Genomic DNA, 18,572 nt, shown 5'->3' on the forward strand with positions numbered 1-18,572 from the left:
AGAACAGGCCCGGCCGCCCATGCGCCGGGCCTGCCTCATTTGCGCCGCGCTACCCCCAGACCACCCGGTACGCTAGGTGAACCGGAGGTCACATGTTCGATACCAGAGAGCCAAAGACCGTACCCAGCAAAGCACCCAAACCCAAAACCCCCACCCCCACCACAGCACCCCGCCCGCTCAAAGCCAACCAGCAACGCTGGGAACGCACCTTCCGGGGCGCGGCCAAAGGCGTCACCTTCCAGCTGCGCATCATCCGCCGACCCGACGGGCACCTCACCGCCCGCTACCAAGCCACACCTGGCAAGGGCAGCGGCTGGCACCTTGAAGGGCAACTCCGCGACGACAACACCTTCACGCTGAAAGGCACCGAGAACAAAGCTGAATTTCAGGGAAAAATCAGCCCCGACGGCAAAACTGTCACCAGTAGTTTCACAAACATCACGACCAGAGATACATTCACGGTCTCTGAAATTACGTTACGCATGGCCGCTTGGATAAAGCCTGCTCAAAATCAACAAGGCAGCTCTTCATCTTCGGATATAATTCCCGAACAGGCCAACAACCGTACAATAGATTGGGAGCAAACACTGACTCCGGCGATGCGTAAGAAGCTCCCAGCCCTATCCGAGCCCAAATTTTTAGATCAATTAGATGAAATGTGCAAAAGAATCGGAATTCCAAGAGATCTTTTATTGGCAGTTATGACTTTTGAATCAGCAGACCATAATCATGGAACACGAGGACTAGATTCAAAGGCTGATAATGGGCTGGGTTATTATGGTCTGATTCAGTTCGGCCCAGAGGCAGCCAAGGATTTTGGTCTCGTGTCCGCCAAAGAATTCCAAAAAATGAGTGCTACTGAGCAATTGCCTTATGTAGAAAAATTTTTGAAAACCCATGGAGTGCCTCAGGCAGTCGCAAAAGCCAAGGCAGAAAATAGAAATATCACTCTTGAAGAGATATATATGAGTATTTTGGGCGGCAATGCGAATAAATCCTACAATTCAGTATGGAAAACCAAAACTTCAAACCCCAAAGGCTATAAGAATAATAGCGGGTTAGATTCAAATGGTGATTTTGCTATAACTCCCACAGAAGCCGCAGATGCCGTGCGACTCCACTGGAGAGAAGTTTACGGAAACAATATAGACGAACGAAGCAGACATCTCGAAAGACAATGGTACACCGCCCGCAATCCAGATACAGATAGAGACGAGAGGAAATGGAGGGCAATATACCATTCTGAAGTTTTCTCAGATAATCTGAACAATACATTCAAAAACCAGCCGTCAGTTCAGCGGGATCAGATTCAAAATCCCCGGCAATCTGGCACAGTCAAAGATACCAGTGCCGAAATAAAAAGAACTATACGCGCCAACAAGGATTGGGGAGCCGAAATCGGTTCACTCGATGGAGTCAAGGCATATTACAATGACGGAGTGCAATCGTCAGAGGAAAGCGCGTCAGGGAATCGGAATTATTCAAAGGATGGCAATAAGTATGAGTACGGCCTGAAATGGCAATGCGTAGAATTTGTCAGGCGCTACTATTATGATAGCCTAGGTGTTGAATTTGCCCCCAGATCGGGTAATGCGGAAGATTATTTTGATAAGAATACTCCGAATGGCAACGTTAATACCCAAAGAAAACTGACCCAGTTTAAGATAGGATCCACAGAGAAGCCAAAATATCAGGATTTAATCATCTTCGGCCCCAATCCATTTTCTTCCGTTGGGCATGTAGCGATCGTATCAAGTGCCTCTGACGATAACTTCACCATAGCGCAACAGAATGTAGGAACTAAGTTTACAGACACAATAGGCTTGGAGCATAGCTCGGTTGCTGGCAAGAAAATCTATAAGATATCTCAATCTCATAGTTACCTGAATGTAATGGGGTGGCTAAGGAAATGAAGCGCACTATATTGCCAGTTTTTTTAATAATTTCTTGCTCAGGTTCCGGTTCTTCAGCAGAAAAATCCATAGCCGCAAGCTTATTCTGTACAAATTACAAATGTGTACTTACGGGCAGCACTGATGGGGTATACAGGTATAGAATAGGTAATCAAATTATCACAAAGAATACACAACTATTTATAAATTCCAACAAAAACTATTCCAATCGATACAGCATTCTTCTTGGCGAAGGGAGTCTATTATATGGCCCAAATCCGAATGACTGTAAAATGGTTGATCTATTCTATAAATTCTACGGTCTGAAGGATCTGGAAATCAAGAGTGATATTTTTGCCGCGAACGCACTAGTGGAGAGCGACATCGTAGATTACGCAAAAATAAGAGATTTTAAATCTGGCGGAATTCAGCTGGTCGCATACATTCGAAGCTCCCCGGATCCAAGCATGAAGCCAGAAAAAGGGCGTTTAGAGTTCGGAATTATGCCAAAAACGCAATATCCCCCATCAAAATAAAATCTAAACTCGAAGGTCGCAATATCAAATATTCACATGCTGCGCGCCTGAAATCCTCTTACTTGTGCCTGGGCATTCTGCCTGGGCGCTTTTGTCTGCCTGGGTGGGTCAGTCGGCAGGTCCGGCGGCCGGTTACGCGGGGTATCCGTGCTGGGTGTACGGTCTGGGTGGGCGCGCTAGACTTTGCGGTATGACTGGTCCGCTTTCTACCGCACAGATTCGCGAGAAGTACCTGCAGTTCTTCCAGAGTAAGGGGCATCTGCACCTGCCGAGTTACAGCACGGTCGCGCCGGATCCGACGACGCTGTTCACGGTGGCGGGCATGCAGCCGTTCAAGGAGCAGTTCATGGGTGCGCCGGCCGTGTTCGACGGCGTGGCCAGCAAGCGCGTGACGACGGCGCAGAAGTGCGTGCGGGTGGGCGATATCGAGAACGTGGGGCGCACGCGGCGGCACCTGAGTCTGTTCGAGATGATGGGGAACTTCAGTTTCGGTGATTACTTCAAGCGGGACGCGATTCACTGGGCGTGGGAGTTCCTGACGGGCGCCGAGTGGATGGGCATGGACGGCAGCAAGCTGTACGTGACGATCTACGAGGATGACGATGAGGCGTTCATGTACTGGACGCAGGAGATCGGGATTGACCCGAGCCACGTGCACCGCTTCGGGGCGGATGAGAACTTCTGGCCGGCGGACGCGCCGAAGGAAGGTCCGAATGGGCCGTGCGGGCCGTGCAGCGAGATCTTCTATGACCGTGGCCCGAAGTACGGGGATGACAGCTGGGCGGATTACGCGGTGACGCGTGAGAGTGCGCGGTTCCTGGAGATCTGGAATCTGGTGTTCCCGCAGTTTGACCGGCAGGAGCCGCTGGCGGACGGGACGCCCGTGCTGCGGGACCTGCCGTTCAAGAACATTGATACCGGCATGGGGCTGGAGCGCGTGGCGAGCGTGGTGCAGGACGTGCCGGACTTCTACAGTAACGACGTGTTCCTGCCGATCGTGACGCGCGTGGCGGAACTGAGCGGGCAGCCGTACGAGGGTGAGGTGAGTGTGTCTCACCGGGTGGTGGCCGAGCACATCCGCAGCGTGAGCATGGTGATCGCGGACGGGAGCGTGCCCAGCAACACGGGGCGCGGGTACGTGGTGCGGAAGATCCTGCGCCGCGCGTGCCGTCACGCGTACCTGCTGGGCCTGCGTGAGCCGAGCCTGTTCAAGCTGGTGCCCATCGTGGCCGAGCGCATGGGTGACGCGTACCCGGAACTGCGGGAGAACCTCGCGAAGGTCGAGGCGACCGTGCGGGCCGAGGAGGAGAGCTTCCTGCGGACGCTGGAGGGCGGCATTCAGCGCCTGGGTAAGCTGCTGAGCGGCATGGAGAGGGGCGCGACCCTGTCCGGCAACGACGCGTTCGTGCTGTACGACACGTACGGCTTCCCGGTGGACCTGACGAAGGAGATCGCCGAGGAGTACGGGATCAGCGTGGACGAGGCCGGGTACGCGGAGAGCCTGGAGAACGCGCAGAACCTCGCGCGGGCGGGCAGCAAGTACGGCAAGAGCGAACTGTTCGGCGGGAATATGGAGGCGCTGGACGGCCTGTCCCCCACCGTGTTCGTCGGGTATGACGACCTTCAGGCCGAGGGTGAGGTCGTGGCGCTGGTCGGTGCGGGTGAGCGGCTGGCGCACCTGAGCGCCGGGAGCGAGGCGACCGTGGTGCTGTCCCGCACGCCCTTCTACGCCGAGGGCGGCGGCGAGGTCGGCGACACCGGGCGCATCGAGTGGGACGGCGGCATGGGGGTGGTGCGCGACACCCGCAAGACGCCGCAGGGCGTGTTCCTGCACGACGTGCTGGTCGAGTCCGGCGAACTGAAGGAAGGCCTGAACGTGCGCGCCGTCGTGTCGGGCGAGCGGCAGGCCATCCAGCGGCACCACACCGCCACGCACCTGCTGCAATCTGCGCTGCGGGCCGTGCTGGGAAGCGGCGTGCAGCAGAAAGGCTCGCTGGTGGCGGCCGACCGTCTGCGCTTCGACTTCTCGCACGGCGCGGCCCTGAGTGCCGACGAGATCGCAGCGGTGGAAACCCTGGTGAGCCGCTGGGTGAGCGCGAACTTCGCGGTCACGTGGCAGGAGATGCCCATTGCCGACGCCAGGGCGGCGGGCGCGACCGCACTGTTCGGCGAGAAGTACGGCGAGACGGTGCGCGTGGTGCGCGTGGGCGGCAGCGTGGAGTACGCCGGGCAGACCGTCAGCTCCATGGAACTGTGCGGCGGCGCGCACGTGACCCGCACCGGCGACATCGGCGCATTCGTGATCCTGGGTGACGAGAACGTGGCCGCCGGGGTGCGCCGCGTGGAAGCCCTGGCGGGCGAGCAGGCCACCGCGTGGGTGCGCGAACGCCTGAACGCTGCCGCGCGGGCCGCCGCGCTGCTGAACACCAGCCCCGACGGCCTGGAAGCCCGCGTGACCGGCCTCCAGACGCAACTGAAGGCCGCCGAGAAGGAAACCGTGACCGTCCGCCGTCAACTGGCCGAGGCGCAGATGGGCGGCGGGGCCGGCGGGGCCGCGCAGACCCGCGAGCTGGGCGGCTTCAGGGTCGCCGCGCTGAAACTCTCGGGCATCGAGGGCAACGAGTTGCGCGGCGCCGCCGACAAACTGCTCGACCAGAGCGGCGCGGACATGGTCGTGCTGGCGGGCGACAAGGGCCTGGTCGTGAAGGCGACCAAGGACGCCGTGACGCGCGGCGCGCACGCCGGGCAGCTGATCGGCAAGCTCGCCGCGGCAGGCGGCGGCAAGGGTGGCGGCCGCCCCGACATGGCCCAGGCGGGCGTGACGGATGCGGACGCGGCGCTGGCGGCACTCGACACGGCGTTCTGAACCCGTCGTTCTGAACCTGTGGTGGTGGGGGCGTCCTGGGCTGACCGGGACGCCCCCGCCTCTGTCCGGCCCAGGGGTCCTGCGGCTGGGGCCGGGGCGCGCTACGCTGCCCTCATGCCTCTTCTTGATGCGGTGCGCGCCCTGGCTCCCTACCTGCCGTCCTGGCTGGAGTTCCAGCGGGATCTGGCGCGGGTGCCGGGCGTGCAGGTGGCGGTGCGGGTGGGTGGGGAGCTGGCAGCGTCGTTCGCGCTGGGCGTGGCGAACGAGGCGACGGACGAGGCGCTGACGCCGGGGCACCTGTTCCGCATCGCGTCTCATTCGAAGACGTTCACGGCGACGGCTGTCTTTCAGCTGATCGAGGCCGGGATCGTGCGACTGGACGACCCGGCGGGGCACTGGCTGCCGGAGCTGGAGGGGTCGCCGGCGGCGGCCATGACGGTGCGGGAGTTGCTGGGGCACCAGTCGGGCATCAACCGGGACGGGGCGGACAGCGATTACTGGCAGCAGCTTCACGCCTTCCCGGACCGGGCGGCGCTGCTGGACCTGTGCCGCGCGCCGGAGGTGTTCGCGCCGAACACGCATTTCAAGTACTCGAACATGGGGTACTCGCTGCTGGGCCTGATCATCGAGGCGGCCAGCCGGGAAACATACGGGGACTTCGTAGCGGCGCACATCACGGGGCCGCTGGGGCTGCGGAACCTGGGGCCGGAACTCCCGGCGGCGCGCGAGCCGGAACTGGCAGCGGGGCACAGCGGGCGACTGGCGGGGAACGACGCGCGGCGGGTGCTGCCGTCCAGCGACACGCGGGCGATGGCGGCTGCCACGGGCTTCTACGGCACGGCGGAGGACGTGACGGCGTACCTGTCGGCGCATGCGCCGGGCCGCCCGGAACTGCTGTCGGACCGGTCGAAACGGCTGATGCAGAGGAAGGAATCGGAGGTCACGCGCCCGTCGCGGCGCTGGTACGGGCTGGGCTTCATCCTGGACGAGGTGAACGGGCGGACGCTGGTGGGGCACTCGGGTGGCTTTCCGGGGCACATCACGCAGTCGTGGCTGGACCCGCAGTCGGGGCTGTCGGTGTCGGTCCTGACGAACTGCCTGGGCGGCCCGGCGACCGAGTGGGCCACGAACCTCGTGCGGCTGATCGATCTGGCCGCGAAGGTACCCGCGAAGGCCGAGGCGGACGCGCCGGACACCGACCTGGACGGCTTCACGGGCCGCTTTGCCACTGACTGGGGTGTGTTCGACGTGGTGAACCTGGGGGGCCGCCTCGTGTCGCTGGTGCCGCAGGGCGACCCGGGCCTGAGTGTCACGGAACTGACCGTGGTGGACGCGCACACGCTGAAGCCCGCGCCGGAAGCGGGATTCGGCGCGGTGGGCGAGGCGTACCACTACCAGCGGGACGGGGCCGGTCAGGTCGAGTGGGTCCGGCAGGGCGGCGGGCGGGCGTGGCCGGTCGCGGCGTACCGGGCGCGGGTGGGCCTACCGCCCCTCCCCTCCCTGGGCTGACCGCCGGGGGGCCGTGTCAGGGGTGCCGGTCTGGCCGGACCTCTGCCACCAGCCGGATCAGGGCCACCTGCCCGACCGCGAACCACGCGCACAGCAGCGTGACCAGCGCCCCCAGGCCCACACCCAGCCACGTCAGGCGGCGTTGCAGGGCCTGCACGCGCGCCAGCCACTCGCTCACGCTCCGCCGCGCCTCGGCCAGGGCCGGGAGCGGCGGGCGGTCGCGCAGGCCGGTCTCCCACTCGCGGGCCAGGTTCACCCCGGCGTCCAGCGTGGCGGGCGGAATGAACACGTCCAGCAGTGGCGTGCGCCGCGCCGCCTCGGCCAGGGTGCGCAGGGTGCGGGCGGCCTCCTGCGTTTCCGGGCGGCCCAGCAGGTCCAGCGGGGCCAGGGTCGCCTGCGCGTCCGCCAGTTGCCGGTCCAGCGTGCCCAGCGACTGCGCCGCGCCGTTCAGGGCCGCGCGGGCCGGGGCCAGGGCCAGGAACACGCCCAGCCACGCCCCGAGCGTCAGGAGGGCCGCCAGCCACAGGCCCGTGATGCCCAGTCGCCGCAGCGCGCGGCGTCGGCGGACCCGGCTGCCCGGCGCCGTCATGGGCTGGCCGGGGGCCTGCGGCAGTCGAGGATCAGGCTGGTGAACCCCGGTGCGCCCACACCCGCCCGGAACGCCGCGTTCCGGTGGTCAAGGTGGCGGCTGCGGTAGACCGGGCCGTCCAGCACGTCCCAGTCCGCGTGGTGGAAGGTGTGGGCGGTGTCCCACCATTCCAGGGGCTGCACCGTGAAGCCCGCCTGCGTGAACACGGGCGTCAGGGTCTCCAGCGTGTACAGCACCCGGTGGTCGTGCGCCGGACCGGGACCGTTCACGGCGACCACCGCCTGGTACGCCGGGTCCGGGTGATTCCCGTCCGGAACGGCGACGCGCAGCCGCCCGCCGGGCTTCAGGTACGTGTAGACCAGCCGCGCGGCGCGTTCGCCTTCCGCTACCGTCAGGTGCTCCCAGACGTGCTCGCACAGGAACGCGTCGGCCCACCGGTTTCCGAAGTACGCGGCAAAACTGGCGGGCTCCAGCAGATTCAGGTCAGTCTGCTGGGTGGGTGTCCAGCCGTCCCAGCGCTGCTCTCCGGCACCGATCATGACCCGCAGCGGCGTGGGCGTCACAGGCCCAGCCCGGTGCGCTGCGCCCGCGTCATGCCGCGCACGACGAGCGCGTGACTGCCCACGATCAGTTCGCGCAGCAACTCTTCCGGTACGCGGCCGTCCAGGGTGACGGTGATCCAGTGGCGTTTGTTCAGGTGGTAACCGGGCGTGACCCCCGGGAACGCGGCGCGCAGTTCCTCGCCGCGTTCCGGCGTGACCTTCAGGGACACCGTGACCGGGTCAGCCTGCACGTCGGTCAGGGCGTACATCTTCGCGCCCGCCCCGCCCACCTTGAATACCAGGGTGGTCGGGTCGAACGGGAAGGTCTCATGCGAGTGCGGCAGCGCGGCGCACGCCGCCCGAAGTTCCGTGATGGACTGCATGACCGCAGGATACCGATCAGCTTTCCGTGTCCGGGTCGATCCCCTCGGCGGTGTCCAGCGCCTTGTTCGCCTCGGCCATGCTGGCGTCCGCGCCGCCCATCAGCGCCTCGACCTCGGTGCTGCTCAGGGCGTCCCCGGACGGTGCAGGCACCGCCGGGGCGGGCGGCAGGTCCGCCGCCGCCGGGGCAGGCCCCTGTTCGGCAGAGCGGTGTTCCGGCGCGGGGGTGGTGTGGGGGGCCAGGGTGGGGTTCAGGCTGGGCGCGTCGTCGCGGGTCATGCCCCAGGGTGCGCCCTGAGCGTCCGGGGCACCTGATGATTTCCTCAAGAAGCCGTGATGAACTGCCGGGCGTGCGCTCCCCTGCCCTGCCGCTGCCCCTGCTGCTGTTGCCGCTGCTACTCTCGGCCGCCCCTGTTTCGCCTGCCCTGCCTGATCCGGTGCGTGTGGCGATCCTCAGCGACTTCAACGGGCCGTACGGCAGCACCAGCTACCCGCCCGCGCTGGGCCGCAGCGTGACGCGCATCGTGAACGACTGGCGGCCCGACGCGGTCCTGTCGGCCGGTGACCTGATCGCCGGGCAGAAGGCGTCCCTGACGGACGCGCAGGTGCGGGCCATGTGGGCGGCGTTCGACCGGGACGTGCACGCGCCCCTGAACCGCGCCGGGATTCCGTTCGCGTTCACGCCCGGCAACCACGACGCCTCGCTGCCCCGCGACCGCCGCGAGGCGCGCACGTACTGGCAGGCGCACCCGCCCGCGCTGACGTTCGTGGACCGCGCGGACTTCCCGTTTCGCAGCAGTTTCACGCTGGGCGGCGGGACGGTGTTCGTGGCGACCCTGGACGCCAGCGGTCCCGTCGTGGACGCCGCGCAGCGCGCGTGGCTGGCCGCGCAGCTCGCCTCGGCGCCCGCCCGCGCCGCCGGGATCCGGCTGGTCCTGGGGCACCTGCCGCTTGCGGGCGTCAGCGAGGGCAAGAACCGCGCGGGCGAGGTCATCCGGGACGCCGGGCCGCTGCGGCAGGTCATGCAGGAGGGGCGGGTGCTGGCGTACGTCAGCGGGCATCACGCGGCGTACTACCCCGGACAGCTGGGCAGCCTGAACGTCCTCGCCAGCGGCGGCATCGGCGGACGCAATTACGTGGGGTACCCGGGCACGGCCCGCAGTACCGTCACCCTGCTGACCCTGCACCCCGCTGCGGGCAGCGCCACCTTCCAGACGGTGGACGCGGACACCGGCCAGCCCGTTCAGACCAGCAGCCTGCCCGCCCGCCTGGACGGCCTGGGCGGCCCGCTGAACCGCGTGAACGACTTCCGCTAAGGCAGGCGGCAAGAGAACACCGCCCGCCTCCACCCGGTCAGGGCAGGGGCAGGCGGTCGGGCCTGCTTACTGTTTGGGCATCAGGTGGTACAGCTCCAGGCCGCGCGCGGTGCGGTCCTTGAAGCCTTTCCAGTAGGTGTCGTCGGCCTTGGGGGTGCCGTCGGCGTTGCGGCTGTACTTGGCGTTGTTGGAGACGGGGACCGGCACGTTCAGGTACTCGGCGGCGCTCTGGTCGCCCTTGAGTTTCAGGTTCAGGAACGCAGTCACGAAGTGCTGGTTGATGTTGTTCAGGCGGGCGCTGTCCCAGGCGGGTTCGGCGTAGTGCATGTAATCGCCGAAGGAGGCGAAGGATTCGGCGGGCGCGGGGTTCGGCGCGACGTTATGCAGGGCGTTCTGGTACACCAGCATGTAGCGTTCGGCGTTCACGGCGTTCTCGAACAGCGGTTTGACGCCGTCCTCGTACCAGGACACGTCGTCGCGGTCGCCCACGACGAACAGGGTGGGCACCTTGAGGTTCTGCAGGCCGGCATCTTCCCAGAAGCCGTACTTGCCGCCGAAGTTCACGCCGATGCCCTTCACGGCGGCGGCTCCGCCCCAGGGGGCGAAGGCGACGACGGCCTTGATGCGCGGGTCAGGCGTGTAGTTCCCGGCCTGACGCGTGGCGAAGCCCGTGCCGGGGATCAGGGGGGCCATCTGCGGGCCGTACCCGGCGCCGGCGGCGTTCAGGGCGCCGTAACCGCCCATGGAGTACCCGACGATGGCGGTCTGGTCGGCGTTCACGACGCCGCTCAGGGGCGAGCCGCTGCCCGCCGCGCCCAGGCGGGCCATCTCGCTGATGACGAAGTTGTCGTCGAGCGCGCGGTTCAGGAGGGTGCTGGCGAAGGCGGCGCGGTTGCCGTGGGTGCTGTCGGTGTGGTCGATGGCCGCCACGACGTAGCCCTTGCTGGCGAGGTTCTCGGCGAGGTAGGTCATCAGGACGCGGCTGCCGGCGTACCCGTGCGAGAGGATCACCAGCGGGAACGACTGGCCGAGGGGAGTGGCGTCGCGGGTGGCGCGGCCGGGGGTCAGGAAGGGTTTGTCGGGGGCGCTGCCCAGCACGTCGCTGTAGGTGGTCTGGCCGCTGCCGCTCTGCCCGGCGGTGGGGTACCAGACTTCGGTGGTCAGGGGGCGGTCGTAGCGGGGCACGACGCCGTCCTTGGCGTTCACGATGTCCAGCTGGTCCCTGTTCACCAGCGCGATGGTGCGCACGCCCACGGCGTACTGGCCGCGCGCGGCGAGTTCGGGCGCGTCGGGGCGCAGGTCGCCGGGCACGGTCAGCGGCGGGAGGGTCGGGGTGGTCTGGGCGTGCGCGGCGGGAAGGGACAGCAGGGCAAGGGTGAGGAACAGGCGGGATGGTTTCATGGATGCAGCCTCCACATGCAGTCCGGGCGGCTCAGGCAGGTTCCCTGGGACGGCGCGGACCGTCAACTGGTTTGTGATTCAAAGCGCATCATACTCTGGAGTCGGCCTGTCAGGGTGCCGTCATGCCCGGACAGCGCCCACACGTAAAAAAACCCCCGCGCGCGGCGGGGGCTGTGACGGGAGCTGTGTGACGGGAGCTGTGACGGGAGCGGGGTTCAGCTTTCGCTGTAGCTTTTCTCGATGGGCATGCCCACGGCGTTGCCCCACTCGGTCCAGCTGCCGTCGTAGTTACGCACCTTCGGGTAGCCCAGCAGTTCGCGCAGCACGAACCAGCTGTGGCTGCTGCGCTCGGCGATGCGGCAGTACGCGATGACGTCCTTGTCGGCCGTGACGCCCTCACCCTCGTACAGGGCCTTGAGTTCGTCGGCGCTCTTGAAGGTGCCGTCCTCGTTGGTGGCTTTCGCCCAGGGAATGGAACGCGCGCCGGGAATGTGGCCGCCGCGCAGCACGCCTTCCTGCGGGTAGTTGGCCATGTGCGTGACCTTGCCGCTGAACTCGTCGGGGCTGCGCACGTCGACCAGCGCGCCCTTGCCTTCCTGAACGGCGCTCAGGTGGGCCTTGACCTCGTCGCGGTAGGCGCGGAGGCTGTCGTCGCGGGTCAGGGCGGGGTACTCGCTGGCCTGCACGCTGGGGGCGTCGGTGGTGGTTTCGCGGCCCTCGGCCATCCACTTCTGGCGGCCGCCGTTCATGAGTTTCAGGTTCTTCACGCCGCTGTAACTCAGGAACCAGTAGGCGTAGCTGGCCCACCAGTTGCTCTTGTCGCCGTACAGGATGATCTGATCGTCGGCCCCGATGCCCAGGCGGCCCAGCAGTTCGCTGACCTTGTCGGGCGTGATGAAGTCACGTTCGACGGGGTGCCACAGGTCGGTCTGCCAGTCGAGTTTCACGGCGCCGGGGATGTGGCCGGTGTCGTACAGCAGGATGTCCTCGTCGACCTCGATCAGGCGGATGCCGTCCTTGTTCAGGTTCTGCGCGACCCATTCGGTGCTGACCAGTACGTCTTTTGCGTATTCCATGTGTGTTGCCTCCTGTGGCTGGGGTGTGCCCGGCAGGGCCGGGGTGAGACGGATGACCTCCGGGATTGTACTCTGAGACGCCACTAATTGACAAAAGAGGTCAACTGGACAGGGTCACCCAATCCCACCCCCCACCCGGCGCTACAGTACCCCCATGAGCGACAGCGCCCCCGCCCCCCTGCCCGAGAAGCTCCAGAGCATCGTCAGCATGTTCCGCAGCGCACCCAAGGCCCTGCGCCTCCAGGCCCTGCTTGAATACAGCAAGAAACTCCCCGGCCTGCCCGAGAAGTACGTCGAGCACCCGGAATTCCTGCAACCCGTCCCGGAATGCACCAGCCCCTTCTTCCTGGTCACCGAACGCGACGAGACGGGCGGCGTGAACATGTACTTCAAGGTGCCCGAGGAAGCCCCCACCGTGCGCGGCTACGCCGGCATCCTGCACGAGGCCCTCAGCGGCGCCACGCCCGACGAGATCCTGAGCGTCCCCGACCAGTTCTACATGGACATGGGCCTGACCGAACTGATCACCCCCATGCGCCTGCGCGGCATGGGCGCCATCCTGATGCGCCTGAAGAACGACGTGCGCGAACACGCCCAGGCGTAAACCAGAGACCCACCCCGCAGGCCGCCCGGTGCAAACCCGGCGGCCTGACTGCTGCCAGCCGGTGCGCCGGGAGCTCCGGCCGAGGGGGTTACGACGCTACGTTCCAGAGCTGGGGCGATTCAGGGCGGGGGGGCTAGCGTGACCCGGCCCCGCGCGTCCACGCGGCACTGCCAGACGGAACCGTCACCGAGGGTCAGGACCGCGCTGGAAGTGACGGGTCGGCCATCAATCTTCAGGGTGCTGGCGTACCCGGCCGGCACCACGTCGGGCATGACCGCAGGTTCGGGCGATACGGGTGCGAGACCCTGCCGACGAGCCTGGGTCTCGCACGAAGTCAGGATGTCCGGTGCCGGCACAGGGGCAGGCCACCAGAACCACAGCGCACCGCCCACGATGCCCAGCAGGGCCAGACCCTTCCAACCGGTCATCCAGGGTCCGAAGTTCATCCGTCCAGCGTACCTGTTCAGTCTGTCCGTCGTGACTGACGGCCGTTCAGTCCCTGGGCAGTACGGCGTCCAGGAGCAGGACGGTCAGGCTCAGGCCCAGGCCGTAGGCGACGTGCGCGCCCAGGCGGTTGGCGTGCCCGCGCGCGGGACTGCCGGCCGGGCCGTCCTGAAGGCCCAGCAGCGGCACGAGGCCCTCGTCGACCAGCGCCCACAGGCCCACGCCGAACGCCGCGCCCTTGACCGGGTTGCCGCGCCCGGCGAGCGCGCCGTACAGGCCGCCACTGACGGCGCCTATACCCCAGTGGACGGCCTCGCTGAGGGCCGCGCGGGTCTGCTTGCCCGGCGCGTGCCCGGCCACACCCTCGTAGGCGAGGCGGCCCAGGGCGGCGGTGCTGCTCTCACCGGGTTCGTGCACCTGCCCGAGCGGGGCGATGGAATGCTGATCGGGTTTCGGCTTCTGGCTACCGCCCCCGTCGCTGCCCTCACCGTCACTGCTACCCTCGACGAGCGGCGCGGCGCGGGTCCAGTACTGGCCCATGGCGAGGGTCCCGGCGGCGCCGCCGACAAGGCCGATCAGGATGCTGCGGTAGATGCTGTGACGGTCACTCATGCGGCCCACCGTACGGGGCCGGGGGCCGAGCGACTGCCGCGCGGCCCCCAGAGTGAAGATTTCCCTGCTGTTGTCCCAGCGGTCCCTGAACGCAGGTCAGCCGAGCTGGCTGACTTCCCGTTCCGGCAGTCCGGCGTGGTGCGCGGCCCGCAGCGCCGCGAGCGCCTGCCCCCGGTGGCTGAGGGCGCGTTTCTCGGCGACGGTCATCTCGGCCAGGGTGCGGGTGTCGCCGTCCGGCACGAACAGCGGGTCGTAACCGAAGCCGTTCTCGCCGCGCGGGCCTTCCAGCAGCGTGCCGGGCAGTTCGCCCCGGTACGTTTCGAGGTGCCCGTCCGGGTACGCGAGGATGATCACGGACACGAATTTCGCGCGGCGGTTCTTCTGCCCGCGCAGGCGTTCGAGAATCAGGACGTTGCGTTCCGTGTCGCTGCCCACGTTGCCGTAGCGGGCGCTGTACACGCCGGGTTCACCGCCGAGCGCCTCGATCTCGATGCCGCTGTCGTCGGCCAGGGCCGGGAGGTTCAGCATGTGCGCGGCGGCGCAGGCTTTCAGGGCGGCGTTCTCCTCGTAGGTCGAGCCGGTCTCGTCGGGCAGCGGCAGCCCGTCCAGGCCGCGCAGCGTCCAGCCGAGCCCGCCCAGCGCCTCCTGAATCTCGCGGACCTTGCCCGCGTTACCGGTCGCCACGACCACCGTCATTCCTGCCCCTGCTGCCCCGTCACTCATCACGCCCGCAAGTCTAGACGATAGGGCCGCGCGGCACGTGAAAATCCCGACAGGAACGTCAGTGAGCCTGCACCATCGCCTGCACCACGCGGTCCTGCACGGCCCGCAGGGTCAGGATGGGCGTGTCCTCGGGGCCGTTCATCAGGATGGCGAAGGCCAGGGTGCGGCCACTGCGGCCCGTCACGTACCCCGCCAGGGCGCTCACGCCGGGCAGCGTGCCGGTCTTGGCACGCACGTCCAGGTTCAGGCCGCGCATCCGCAGGGCCAGCGTGCCGCCCCGCCCGTCTTGGGCGGGAACGTCCTCGCCCGTTCCGGCCTGCGGGAGCGCCTCGATGAACGCGTTGCCCCGGTCGCGGTACAGCGCGCCGGGCAGCAGCCGCACGGGCTGGGCGGCCTTCAGGGCGATGTCCTGCGCGGCGGGCGTGGGGTACGGCAGGTCGTGCATGACGGTCAGCAGGGTGCCCAGCGCGCGGGGGCTCAGGCGGGACTCGCGGCTCAGGCCGCTGCCGTCGGCGAGTTTCAGCCCCGCGAGGTTCACGCCGATCTGCCGCAGGAACGCCCGCTCACGGGCCAGCGCGCCGCTCAGGGTGCCGTTCCCGCCGGGCGGGTGCGCCAGCGTGGCCAGCAGACCCTCGGCCAGCAGGTTGTCACTGGGCCGCAGGGTGCGCGCCAGCACGACCTGCGGCGACTCGCTGCGCACCACCGCCACGCCCTGCTCGGGCCGCCGGGCGACCGGCACGAACGCCTCCGGTTCGGCCGGGGGGTCCCCCGCCGCGTTCTGCGGGACCGGCGGCAGGTACGGCGTGAACGGCGCGGCCCCCCCCGGCACGTCCGACGCGACCCGCACGCCCGCGCGGCGCAGTTCGGCAATCAGGGCCGCGCCCAGCCGCACGCGGGCCTGCAGGGCACTCAGCGGCGGGTCGTCATGCCAGCCGTCCAGACGCAGTCCCGTCATGGGCACCCCGACAATCAGCGAGGCGAAACTCGCGGCGTCCAGGGTCTCGTCCAGCCGGACCTCGCCCACCTCGCGCAGCCCACGCGCGTACGCCTGCCGCGCCAGGGCACGCAGACTGTACCCGCCCTTCAGGCTGAGCGTGGGGTCGCCGCTGCCGCGCAGGGTCACGGCCTTCACGCGCGCCTGCACGCCCCGCGCGCCCACCTGCGCGGCCGGGACGGTCAGCTGCGCCGTCCACGCGCCGTCCGCGCCGCCCACGCTGTGCAGGACGGCGGCGGCCGTGACCAGCTTGGTCGTGCTGGCCGGAATGAACGCCCCGTCCGGATCCTGCGCCTCCAGGACCGGGCCGCCGTTCACCTCGCGCAGCAGGATGCCCACCCGCACGCCGCGCGGCAGGTCCGCCAGCGCCGCCCGCACGCCCGCGCTGAGGCCCGGTTCGCGCGTCAGGTGAATGACCGGCACGTCCGGCACCTGGGTGACCGCCGGGGCCGCCGCCAGCGTGGGAGCCACGGCCGCGCCCCCTGGCAGCAGGAGCAGCGAACACAGCAGAAGACGGCGCATCCCCCGCAGGATACCGGTACCAGCCGGAACGAACGCACACACCGGCCCGGCGGCGCGGCCTGATACGGATTCCGTTCTGCTTCCTACTCGCCTCCGCTCGGACCCAGCGGTCTGTGCAGCCCATTCACTCGGAGTCCGTATGAGATCAGGGCCGGGTCACATCACGCTGTCACTCTCGCGCAGCAGGATCGGCGCCTGGAAGGCCGCAGGCAGCCACGCCGTCTGCTCGTGAATCGCCTGGGGCGGGCAGGAGCGCAGGCAGGCCATGCAGCCCGTGCAGGCCGGGAGGTTCAGCAGCAGGCGCACGCCCCCGTCGGGTTGCAGGTCGCGGGTGATGGCGTCGGTGGGGCACACGTTCGCGCAGACAGGACAGTCGATGCAGGTGTCGTCGACCAGCGGGGCGGGCCAGTGCAGGCCGACCCCCTCGGGCGGGGCGGGTTTCAGGGTGCGGGCACGCCACTGCCATTCCTGCGGGGTGCGGTCCTCGGGCACGCTCCAGTCCACGAACGGCAGCGGGCTTTCCGGGAGGCTCTGCGCGACCTGCTGCCCGGCCGCGCGGAACACCGCGCCGAACGCGCCGCGCCGCGAGACTTTCAGGGCGCGGCCAGCGTCTTCCGGCGTGACCGCACGGACCGTGACCTGCGCGGCGCGGCCGGTCGGGGCGCGAAGCCGCTGCGTTTCCTCCAGCACACGCTCCAGGCGCGCAGGCACGTCGGGCGCGCCGAGCGCGCAGGTGTCGCACGCCCCGTGAATCAGGGTCAGGGGGGTGTTCCACGCGCCGGCTGCCGACAGCAGCGCCGGGGTCACGCGGCCCAGGCAGGGCAGGCTGGGGCCGCCCGCGCCGCTCTGCGAGCAGGTCAGGCTGGCGTCCTGCGCCGGGGTGCCCGGCTGGGACTGCTGGTCCTTCACGCTCTGGAGGGACGGCAGCAGGTTGTACTCCAGCGCGCCGGTCGGGCAGACCTGCACGCACAGGCCGCAGCCGGTGCACAGGTCCGCGTCGATCTGGATGCTGGCCCCGACCATGCCGACGTTGATGGCCTCGTGCGGGCAGGTGGCGTGACAGGCGTCGCACCCGCCGACCGCCTGCCGGTCCAGCAGGCAGCGGGGCGGCGTGAACCGCGGAACGTGATTCCCGGAGTCATCCAGGCGGGCCAGAACACCTTGCAGCATGAGCGGAGTCTACGCGTCCGGCGGCCCGGAAGCCCGTGAGGCCACGCCAAGTGCGGCGCGCACGGCGTCCGCCACCTCGTGCGGGTGGGTCCAGTGCAGCTGGTGGCCGCCGCCGGGCAGGTCGAGCTGCGTGGCGTCCGGCAGCAGGGGCGTCAGGCGGTCGGCGTGCTGCGTGGGCGGCGACAGCCGGTCCTGCCGGCCCGCCAGCACCGTGACCGGCACCGTCAGCGCCGGGTAGTGGGCTTGCAGGGCCGCGAGTTCCCGGCCCAGGGTGCGGTTCTCGCCGGCCAGAGCGTGGACCTGCGCGCGGCGGCGCGAGAAGGCCAGCATCAGCGTGTGCCACATCGGCGGGACCGGGTGCGGGTGGAAGGCGCGGCGGCCCTCGATGCGCGCCACGACCCGCCCGACCGGCAGCAGCAGCGCGCGGGTCAGCAGCGCCTCCAGACCCGGCACGAGCGGCACGAACGCCAGCGGGCGGGTCAGGCCGCGCGCCGGGTGCGACAGCGGCGCGATCAGCACCAGCGCCGACACCCGCTCGGGGTGCCGGGCGGCCAGGGCCAGCGCGACCGCCGCGCCGTACGAGTGCCCCAGCACCGTCACCTGCGGGACGTTCAGGTGGTCGAGCAGCTGCGTCAGGCGGCGCACGTTCAACTCCAGCGTGACGGGCGTGCCGGGCCGCGCGGGCGTGTACCCGTGGCCCGGGCGGTCCGGGGCGATCAGGTACGCGCCGTCCAGCAGCGGCCACAGCGGGCACAGCGGCCAGTCCAGGGTGACGCCGTCGCTGCCGTGGATCAGCAGCAGGGGCGGCGCGCCAGGGGGGCCGCTCAGCAGCGTGTGGGTGGGGCCGTCCGGGAGCGGCAGGACCGGGCCGGGCGGCGGGATGCGGCGCGGCAGGTGCCGGGCGTGCCGGGACGTGACCGCCACGCCCAGCGCCAGCAGCGGCAGCGCCGCCCACGGCCAGCGGGCGCGCGTCACGGCATGTTCCGCCGGGTGGGAACGCGCAGCGTGATGAACAGCACCCCGGCCAGTCCGATCAGCACCCACACGACCTGCCCGACCAGCACGGGAATGCGGCCCAGACTGAACGCCACGGCCAGCACGATGCACGCGCACGCGATCCACTTGGCGCGCAGCGGCATGCCCAGACCCGCGCGGTAATCGCGGATCAGGTCACCCACGACCGGGCGGGACAGCAGCCACGCCTCCCAGCGCGGATCGCCGCGCGAGAAGGCGGCGGCCGCCAGGATGAACCACACGGTCCCCGGAAAGCCCGGCAGGATCAGGCCCAGCACGCCCAGGCCGCACAGCACGAACCCCAGCGCCACCCACAGCACACGGAAGCGGGAGGGCGGGCGGGTCATGCCTGCCAGAGTAGCGCCTGTCCCGGCGTGCGTG

General features: G+C 68.1%; 19 protein-coding genes. 6 read left to right on the forward strand and 13 right to left on the reverse strand.

The features are described 5' to 3' along the window. The first annotated feature begins 92 nt into the window (after positions 1–92). The 4 genes from IEY70_RS05505 to IEY70_RS05520 all read left to right on the forward strand — a co-directional run bounded on the left by IEY70_RS05505 (position 93) and on the right by IEY70_RS05520 (position 6,803). Entirely contained in the window at positions 93–1,913 is a 1,821-nt protein-coding gene (locus tag IEY70_RS05505) for a CHAP domain-containing protein (RefSeq protein ID WP_189064006.1), read from the forward strand. Further along, complete coding sequence (locus IEY70_RS05510; protein WP_189064007.1) at positions 1,910–2,428, forward strand: hypothetical protein; 519 nt, start codon at positions 1,910–1,912, stop codon at positions 2,426–2,428. Before IEY70_RS05505 ends, IEY70_RS05510 begins: the two co-directional genes overlap by 4 nt. Positions 2,429–2,618: 190 nt before the next feature. Then, positions 2,619–5,294, forward strand: coding sequence for an alanine--tRNA ligase (gene alaS, locus IEY70_RS05515; RefSeq protein WP_189064008.1), 2,676 nt, complete (start codon positions 2,619–2,621; stop codon positions 5,292–5,294). A gap of 114 nt (positions 5,295–5,408) precedes the next feature. Beyond that, positions 5,409–6,803 (forward strand): serine hydrolase domain-containing protein, encoded by a 1,395-nt coding sequence (locus tag IEY70_RS05520; RefSeq protein WP_189064009.1) that lies wholly within the window; start codon positions 5,409–5,411, stop codon positions 6,801–6,803. A gap of 16 nt (positions 6,804–6,819) precedes the next feature. On the opposite strand, the gene IEY70_RS05525 is transcribed toward IEY70_RS05520, so the two are convergent. From IEY70_RS05525 to IEY70_RS05540, 4 genes are read right to left on the reverse strand one after another with little or no spacing between them, the layout of a single operon-like run. Then, on the reverse strand, positions 6,820–7,392 hold the full coding sequence (locus IEY70_RS05525; RefSeq protein WP_189064010.1) for a hypothetical protein: 573 nt from the start codon (positions 7,390–7,392) through the stop codon (positions 6,820–6,822). Continuing rightward, positions 7,389–7,955 carry a class I SAM-dependent methyltransferase gene (locus IEY70_RS05530; RefSeq protein WP_229777667.1) on the reverse strand — a complete coding sequence of 189 codons (567 nt, stop codon included), beginning with the start codon at positions 7,953–7,955 and terminating at the stop codon, positions 7,389–7,391. Before IEY70_RS05530 ends, IEY70_RS05525 begins: the two co-directional genes overlap by 4 nt. Then, complete coding sequence (locus IEY70_RS05535; RefSeq protein WP_189064011.1) at positions 7,952–8,317, reverse strand: MmcQ/YjbR family DNA-binding protein; 366 nt, start codon at positions 8,315–8,317, stop codon at positions 7,952–7,954. The genes IEY70_RS05530 and IEY70_RS05535 overlap by 4 nt, the downstream gene beginning before the upstream one ends. Before the next feature lie 16 nt (positions 8,318–8,333). Further along, the gene (locus IEY70_RS05540) at positions 8,334–8,594 is read right to left on the reverse strand and encodes a hypothetical protein (protein ID WP_189064012.1); all 261 of its coding nucleotides are present in this window, start codon (positions 8,592–8,594) and stop codon (positions 8,334–8,336) included. Between the two features lie 35 nt (positions 8,595–8,629). Here IEY70_RS05540 and IEY70_RS05545 point away from each other — a divergent pair, with 35 nt between their 5' ends. Beyond that, the gene (locus tag IEY70_RS05545; protein WP_189064013.1) at positions 8,630–9,631 is read left to right on the forward strand and encodes a metallophosphoesterase family protein; all 1,002 of its coding nucleotides are present in this window, start codon (positions 8,630–8,632) and stop codon (positions 9,629–9,631) included. A 66-nt stretch (positions 9,632–9,697) separates the two neighbouring features. Here IEY70_RS05545 and IEY70_RS05550 read toward each other — a convergent pair whose 3' ends face one another. Then, positions 9,698–11,032, reverse strand: a complete 1,335-nt coding sequence (locus tag IEY70_RS05550) for an alpha/beta hydrolase family protein (RefSeq protein ID WP_189064014.1) — start codon at positions 11,030–11,032, stop codon at positions 9,698–9,700. A gap of 215 nt (positions 11,033–11,247) precedes the next feature. After that, positions 11,248–12,108 carry a sulfurtransferase gene (locus tag IEY70_RS05555; RefSeq protein ID WP_189064015.1) on the reverse strand — a complete coding sequence of 287 codons (861 nt, stop codon included), beginning with the start codon at positions 12,106–12,108 and terminating at the stop codon, positions 11,248–11,250. A 154-nt stretch (positions 12,109–12,262) separates the two neighbouring features. On the opposite strand from IEY70_RS05555, the gene IEY70_RS05560 reads away from it, so the two are divergent. Continuing rightward, positions 12,263–12,712 (forward strand): SufE family protein, encoded by a 450-nt coding sequence (locus tag IEY70_RS05560; protein ID WP_189064016.1) that lies wholly within the window; start codon positions 12,263–12,265, stop codon positions 12,710–12,712. A gap of 119 nt (positions 12,713–12,831) precedes the next feature. Here the strand turns inward: IEY70_RS05560 and IEY70_RS05565 are convergent, their stop codons facing one another. The 7 genes from IEY70_RS05565 to IEY70_RS05595 form a co-directional block, all read right to left on the reverse strand. After that, positions 12,832–13,158 (reverse strand): hypothetical protein, encoded by a 327-nt coding sequence (locus IEY70_RS05565; RefSeq protein WP_189064017.1) that lies wholly within the window; start codon positions 13,156–13,158, stop codon positions 12,832–12,834. Between the two features lie 46 nt (positions 13,159–13,204). Further along, complete coding sequence (locus IEY70_RS05570) at positions 13,205–13,768, reverse strand: hypothetical protein (RefSeq protein WP_189064018.1); 564 nt, start codon at positions 13,766–13,768, stop codon at positions 13,205–13,207. Positions 13,769–13,864: 96 nt separating this feature from the next. Further along, positions 13,865–14,464 carry an RdgB/HAM1 family non-canonical purine NTP pyrophosphatase gene (gene rdgB / locus IEY70_RS05575; protein ID WP_189064134.1) on the reverse strand — a complete coding sequence of 200 codons (600 nt, stop codon included), beginning with the start codon at positions 14,462–14,464 and terminating at the stop codon, positions 13,865–13,867. 85 nt (positions 14,465–14,549) lie between these two features. After that, positions 14,550–16,007, reverse strand: coding sequence for a D-alanyl-D-alanine carboxypeptidase/D-alanyl-D-alanine-endopeptidase (locus IEY70_RS05580; protein WP_189064019.1), 1,458 nt, complete (start codon positions 16,005–16,007; stop codon positions 14,550–14,552). 156 nt (positions 16,008–16,163) lie between these two features. Further along, the gene (locus IEY70_RS05585; RefSeq protein WP_189064020.1) at positions 16,164–17,177 is read right to left on the reverse strand and encodes a 4Fe-4S binding protein; all 1,014 of its coding nucleotides are present in this window, start codon (positions 17,175–17,177) and stop codon (positions 16,164–16,166) included. 9 nt (positions 17,178–17,186) lie between these two features. Beyond that, a complete protein-coding gene (locus IEY70_RS05590; RefSeq protein ID WP_189064021.1) occupies positions 17,187–18,152 on the reverse strand; it encodes an alpha/beta fold hydrolase in 966 nt (321 codons plus the stop codon). Further along, positions 18,149–18,538, reverse strand: a complete 390-nt coding sequence (locus IEY70_RS05595; protein WP_189064022.1) for a YbaN family protein — start codon at positions 18,536–18,538, stop codon at positions 18,149–18,151. The genes IEY70_RS05590 and IEY70_RS05595 overlap by 4 nt, the downstream gene beginning before the upstream one ends. Between the last annotated feature and the right edge of the window lie 34 nt (positions 18,539–18,572).

The sequence above is a fragment of the Deinococcus seoulensis genome, from assembly GCF_014648115.1.
GTDB classification, from domain to species: domain Bacteria; phylum Deinococcota; class Deinococci; order Deinococcales; family Deinococcaceae; genus Deinococcus; species Deinococcus seoulensis.

What these genes read in the sequence shown, in the direction of transcription:
- alaS (WP_189064008.1), top strand. Translation starts at nt 2,619, where the DNA reads ATGACTGGTCCGCTTTCTACCGCACAGATTCGCGAGAAGTACCTGCAG.
- IEY70_RS05525 (WP_189064010.1), bottom strand. Translation starts at nt 7,392, where the DNA reads ATGACGGCGCCGGGCAGCCGGGTCCGCCGACGCCGCGCGCTGCGGCGA.
- IEY70_RS05570 (WP_189064018.1), bottom strand. Translation starts at nt 13,768, where the DNA reads ATGAGTGACCGTCACAGCATCTACCGCAGCATCCTGATCGGCCTTGTC.
- IEY70_RS05595 (WP_189064022.1), bottom strand. Translation starts at nt 18,538, where the DNA reads ATGACCCGCCCGCCCTCCCGCTTCCGTGTGCTGTGGGTGGCGCTGGGG.
- IEY70_RS05585 (WP_189064020.1), bottom strand. Translation starts at nt 17,177, where the DNA reads ATGCTGCAAGGTGTTCTGGCCCGCCTGGATGACTCCGGGAATCACGTT.
- IEY70_RS05550 (WP_189064014.1), bottom strand. Translation starts at nt 11,032, where the DNA reads ATGAAACCATCCCGCCTGTTCCTCACCCTTGCCCTGCTGTCCCTTCCC.
- IEY70_RS05535 (WP_189064011.1), bottom strand. Translation starts at nt 8,317, where the DNA reads ATGCAGTCCATCACGGAACTTCGGGCGGCGTGCGCCGCGCTGCCGCAC.
- IEY70_RS05540 (WP_189064012.1), bottom strand. Translation starts at nt 8,594, where the DNA reads ATGACCCGCGACGACGCGCCCAGCCTGAACCCCACCCTGGCCCCCCAC.
- IEY70_RS05510 (WP_189064007.1), top strand. Translation starts at nt 1,910, where the DNA reads ATGAAGCGCACTATATTGCCAGTTTTTTTAATAATTTCTTGCTCAGGT.
- IEY70_RS05560 (WP_189064016.1), top strand. Translation starts at nt 12,263, where the DNA reads ATGAGCGACAGCGCCCCCGCCCCCCTGCCCGAGAAGCTCCAGAGCATC.
- IEY70_RS05545 (WP_189064013.1), top strand. Translation starts at nt 8,630, where the DNA reads ATGATTTCCTCAAGAAGCCGTGATGAACTGCCGGGCGTGCGCTCCCCT.
- IEY70_RS05555 (WP_189064015.1), bottom strand. Translation starts at nt 12,108, where the DNA reads ATGGAATACGCAAAAGACGTACTGGTCAGCACCGAATGGGTCGCGCAG.
- IEY70_RS05505 (WP_189064006.1), top strand. Translation starts at nt 93, where the DNA reads ATGTTCGATACCAGAGAGCCAAAGACCGTACCCAGCAAAGCACCCAAA.
- rdgB (WP_189064134.1), bottom strand. Translation starts at nt 14,464, where the DNA reads ATGACGGTGGTCGTGGCGACCGGTAACGCGGGCAAGGTCCGCGAGATT.
- IEY70_RS05580 (WP_189064019.1), bottom strand. Translation starts at nt 16,007, where the DNA reads ATGCGCCGTCTTCTGCTGTGTTCGCTGCTCCTGCTGCCAGGGGGCGCG.
- IEY70_RS05565 (WP_189064017.1), bottom strand. Translation starts at nt 13,158, where the DNA reads ATGAACTTCGGACCCTGGATGACCGGTTGGAAGGGTCTGGCCCTGCTG.
- IEY70_RS05520 (WP_189064009.1), top strand. Translation starts at nt 5,409, where the DNA reads ATGCCTCTTCTTGATGCGGTGCGCGCCCTGGCTCCCTACCTGCCGTCC.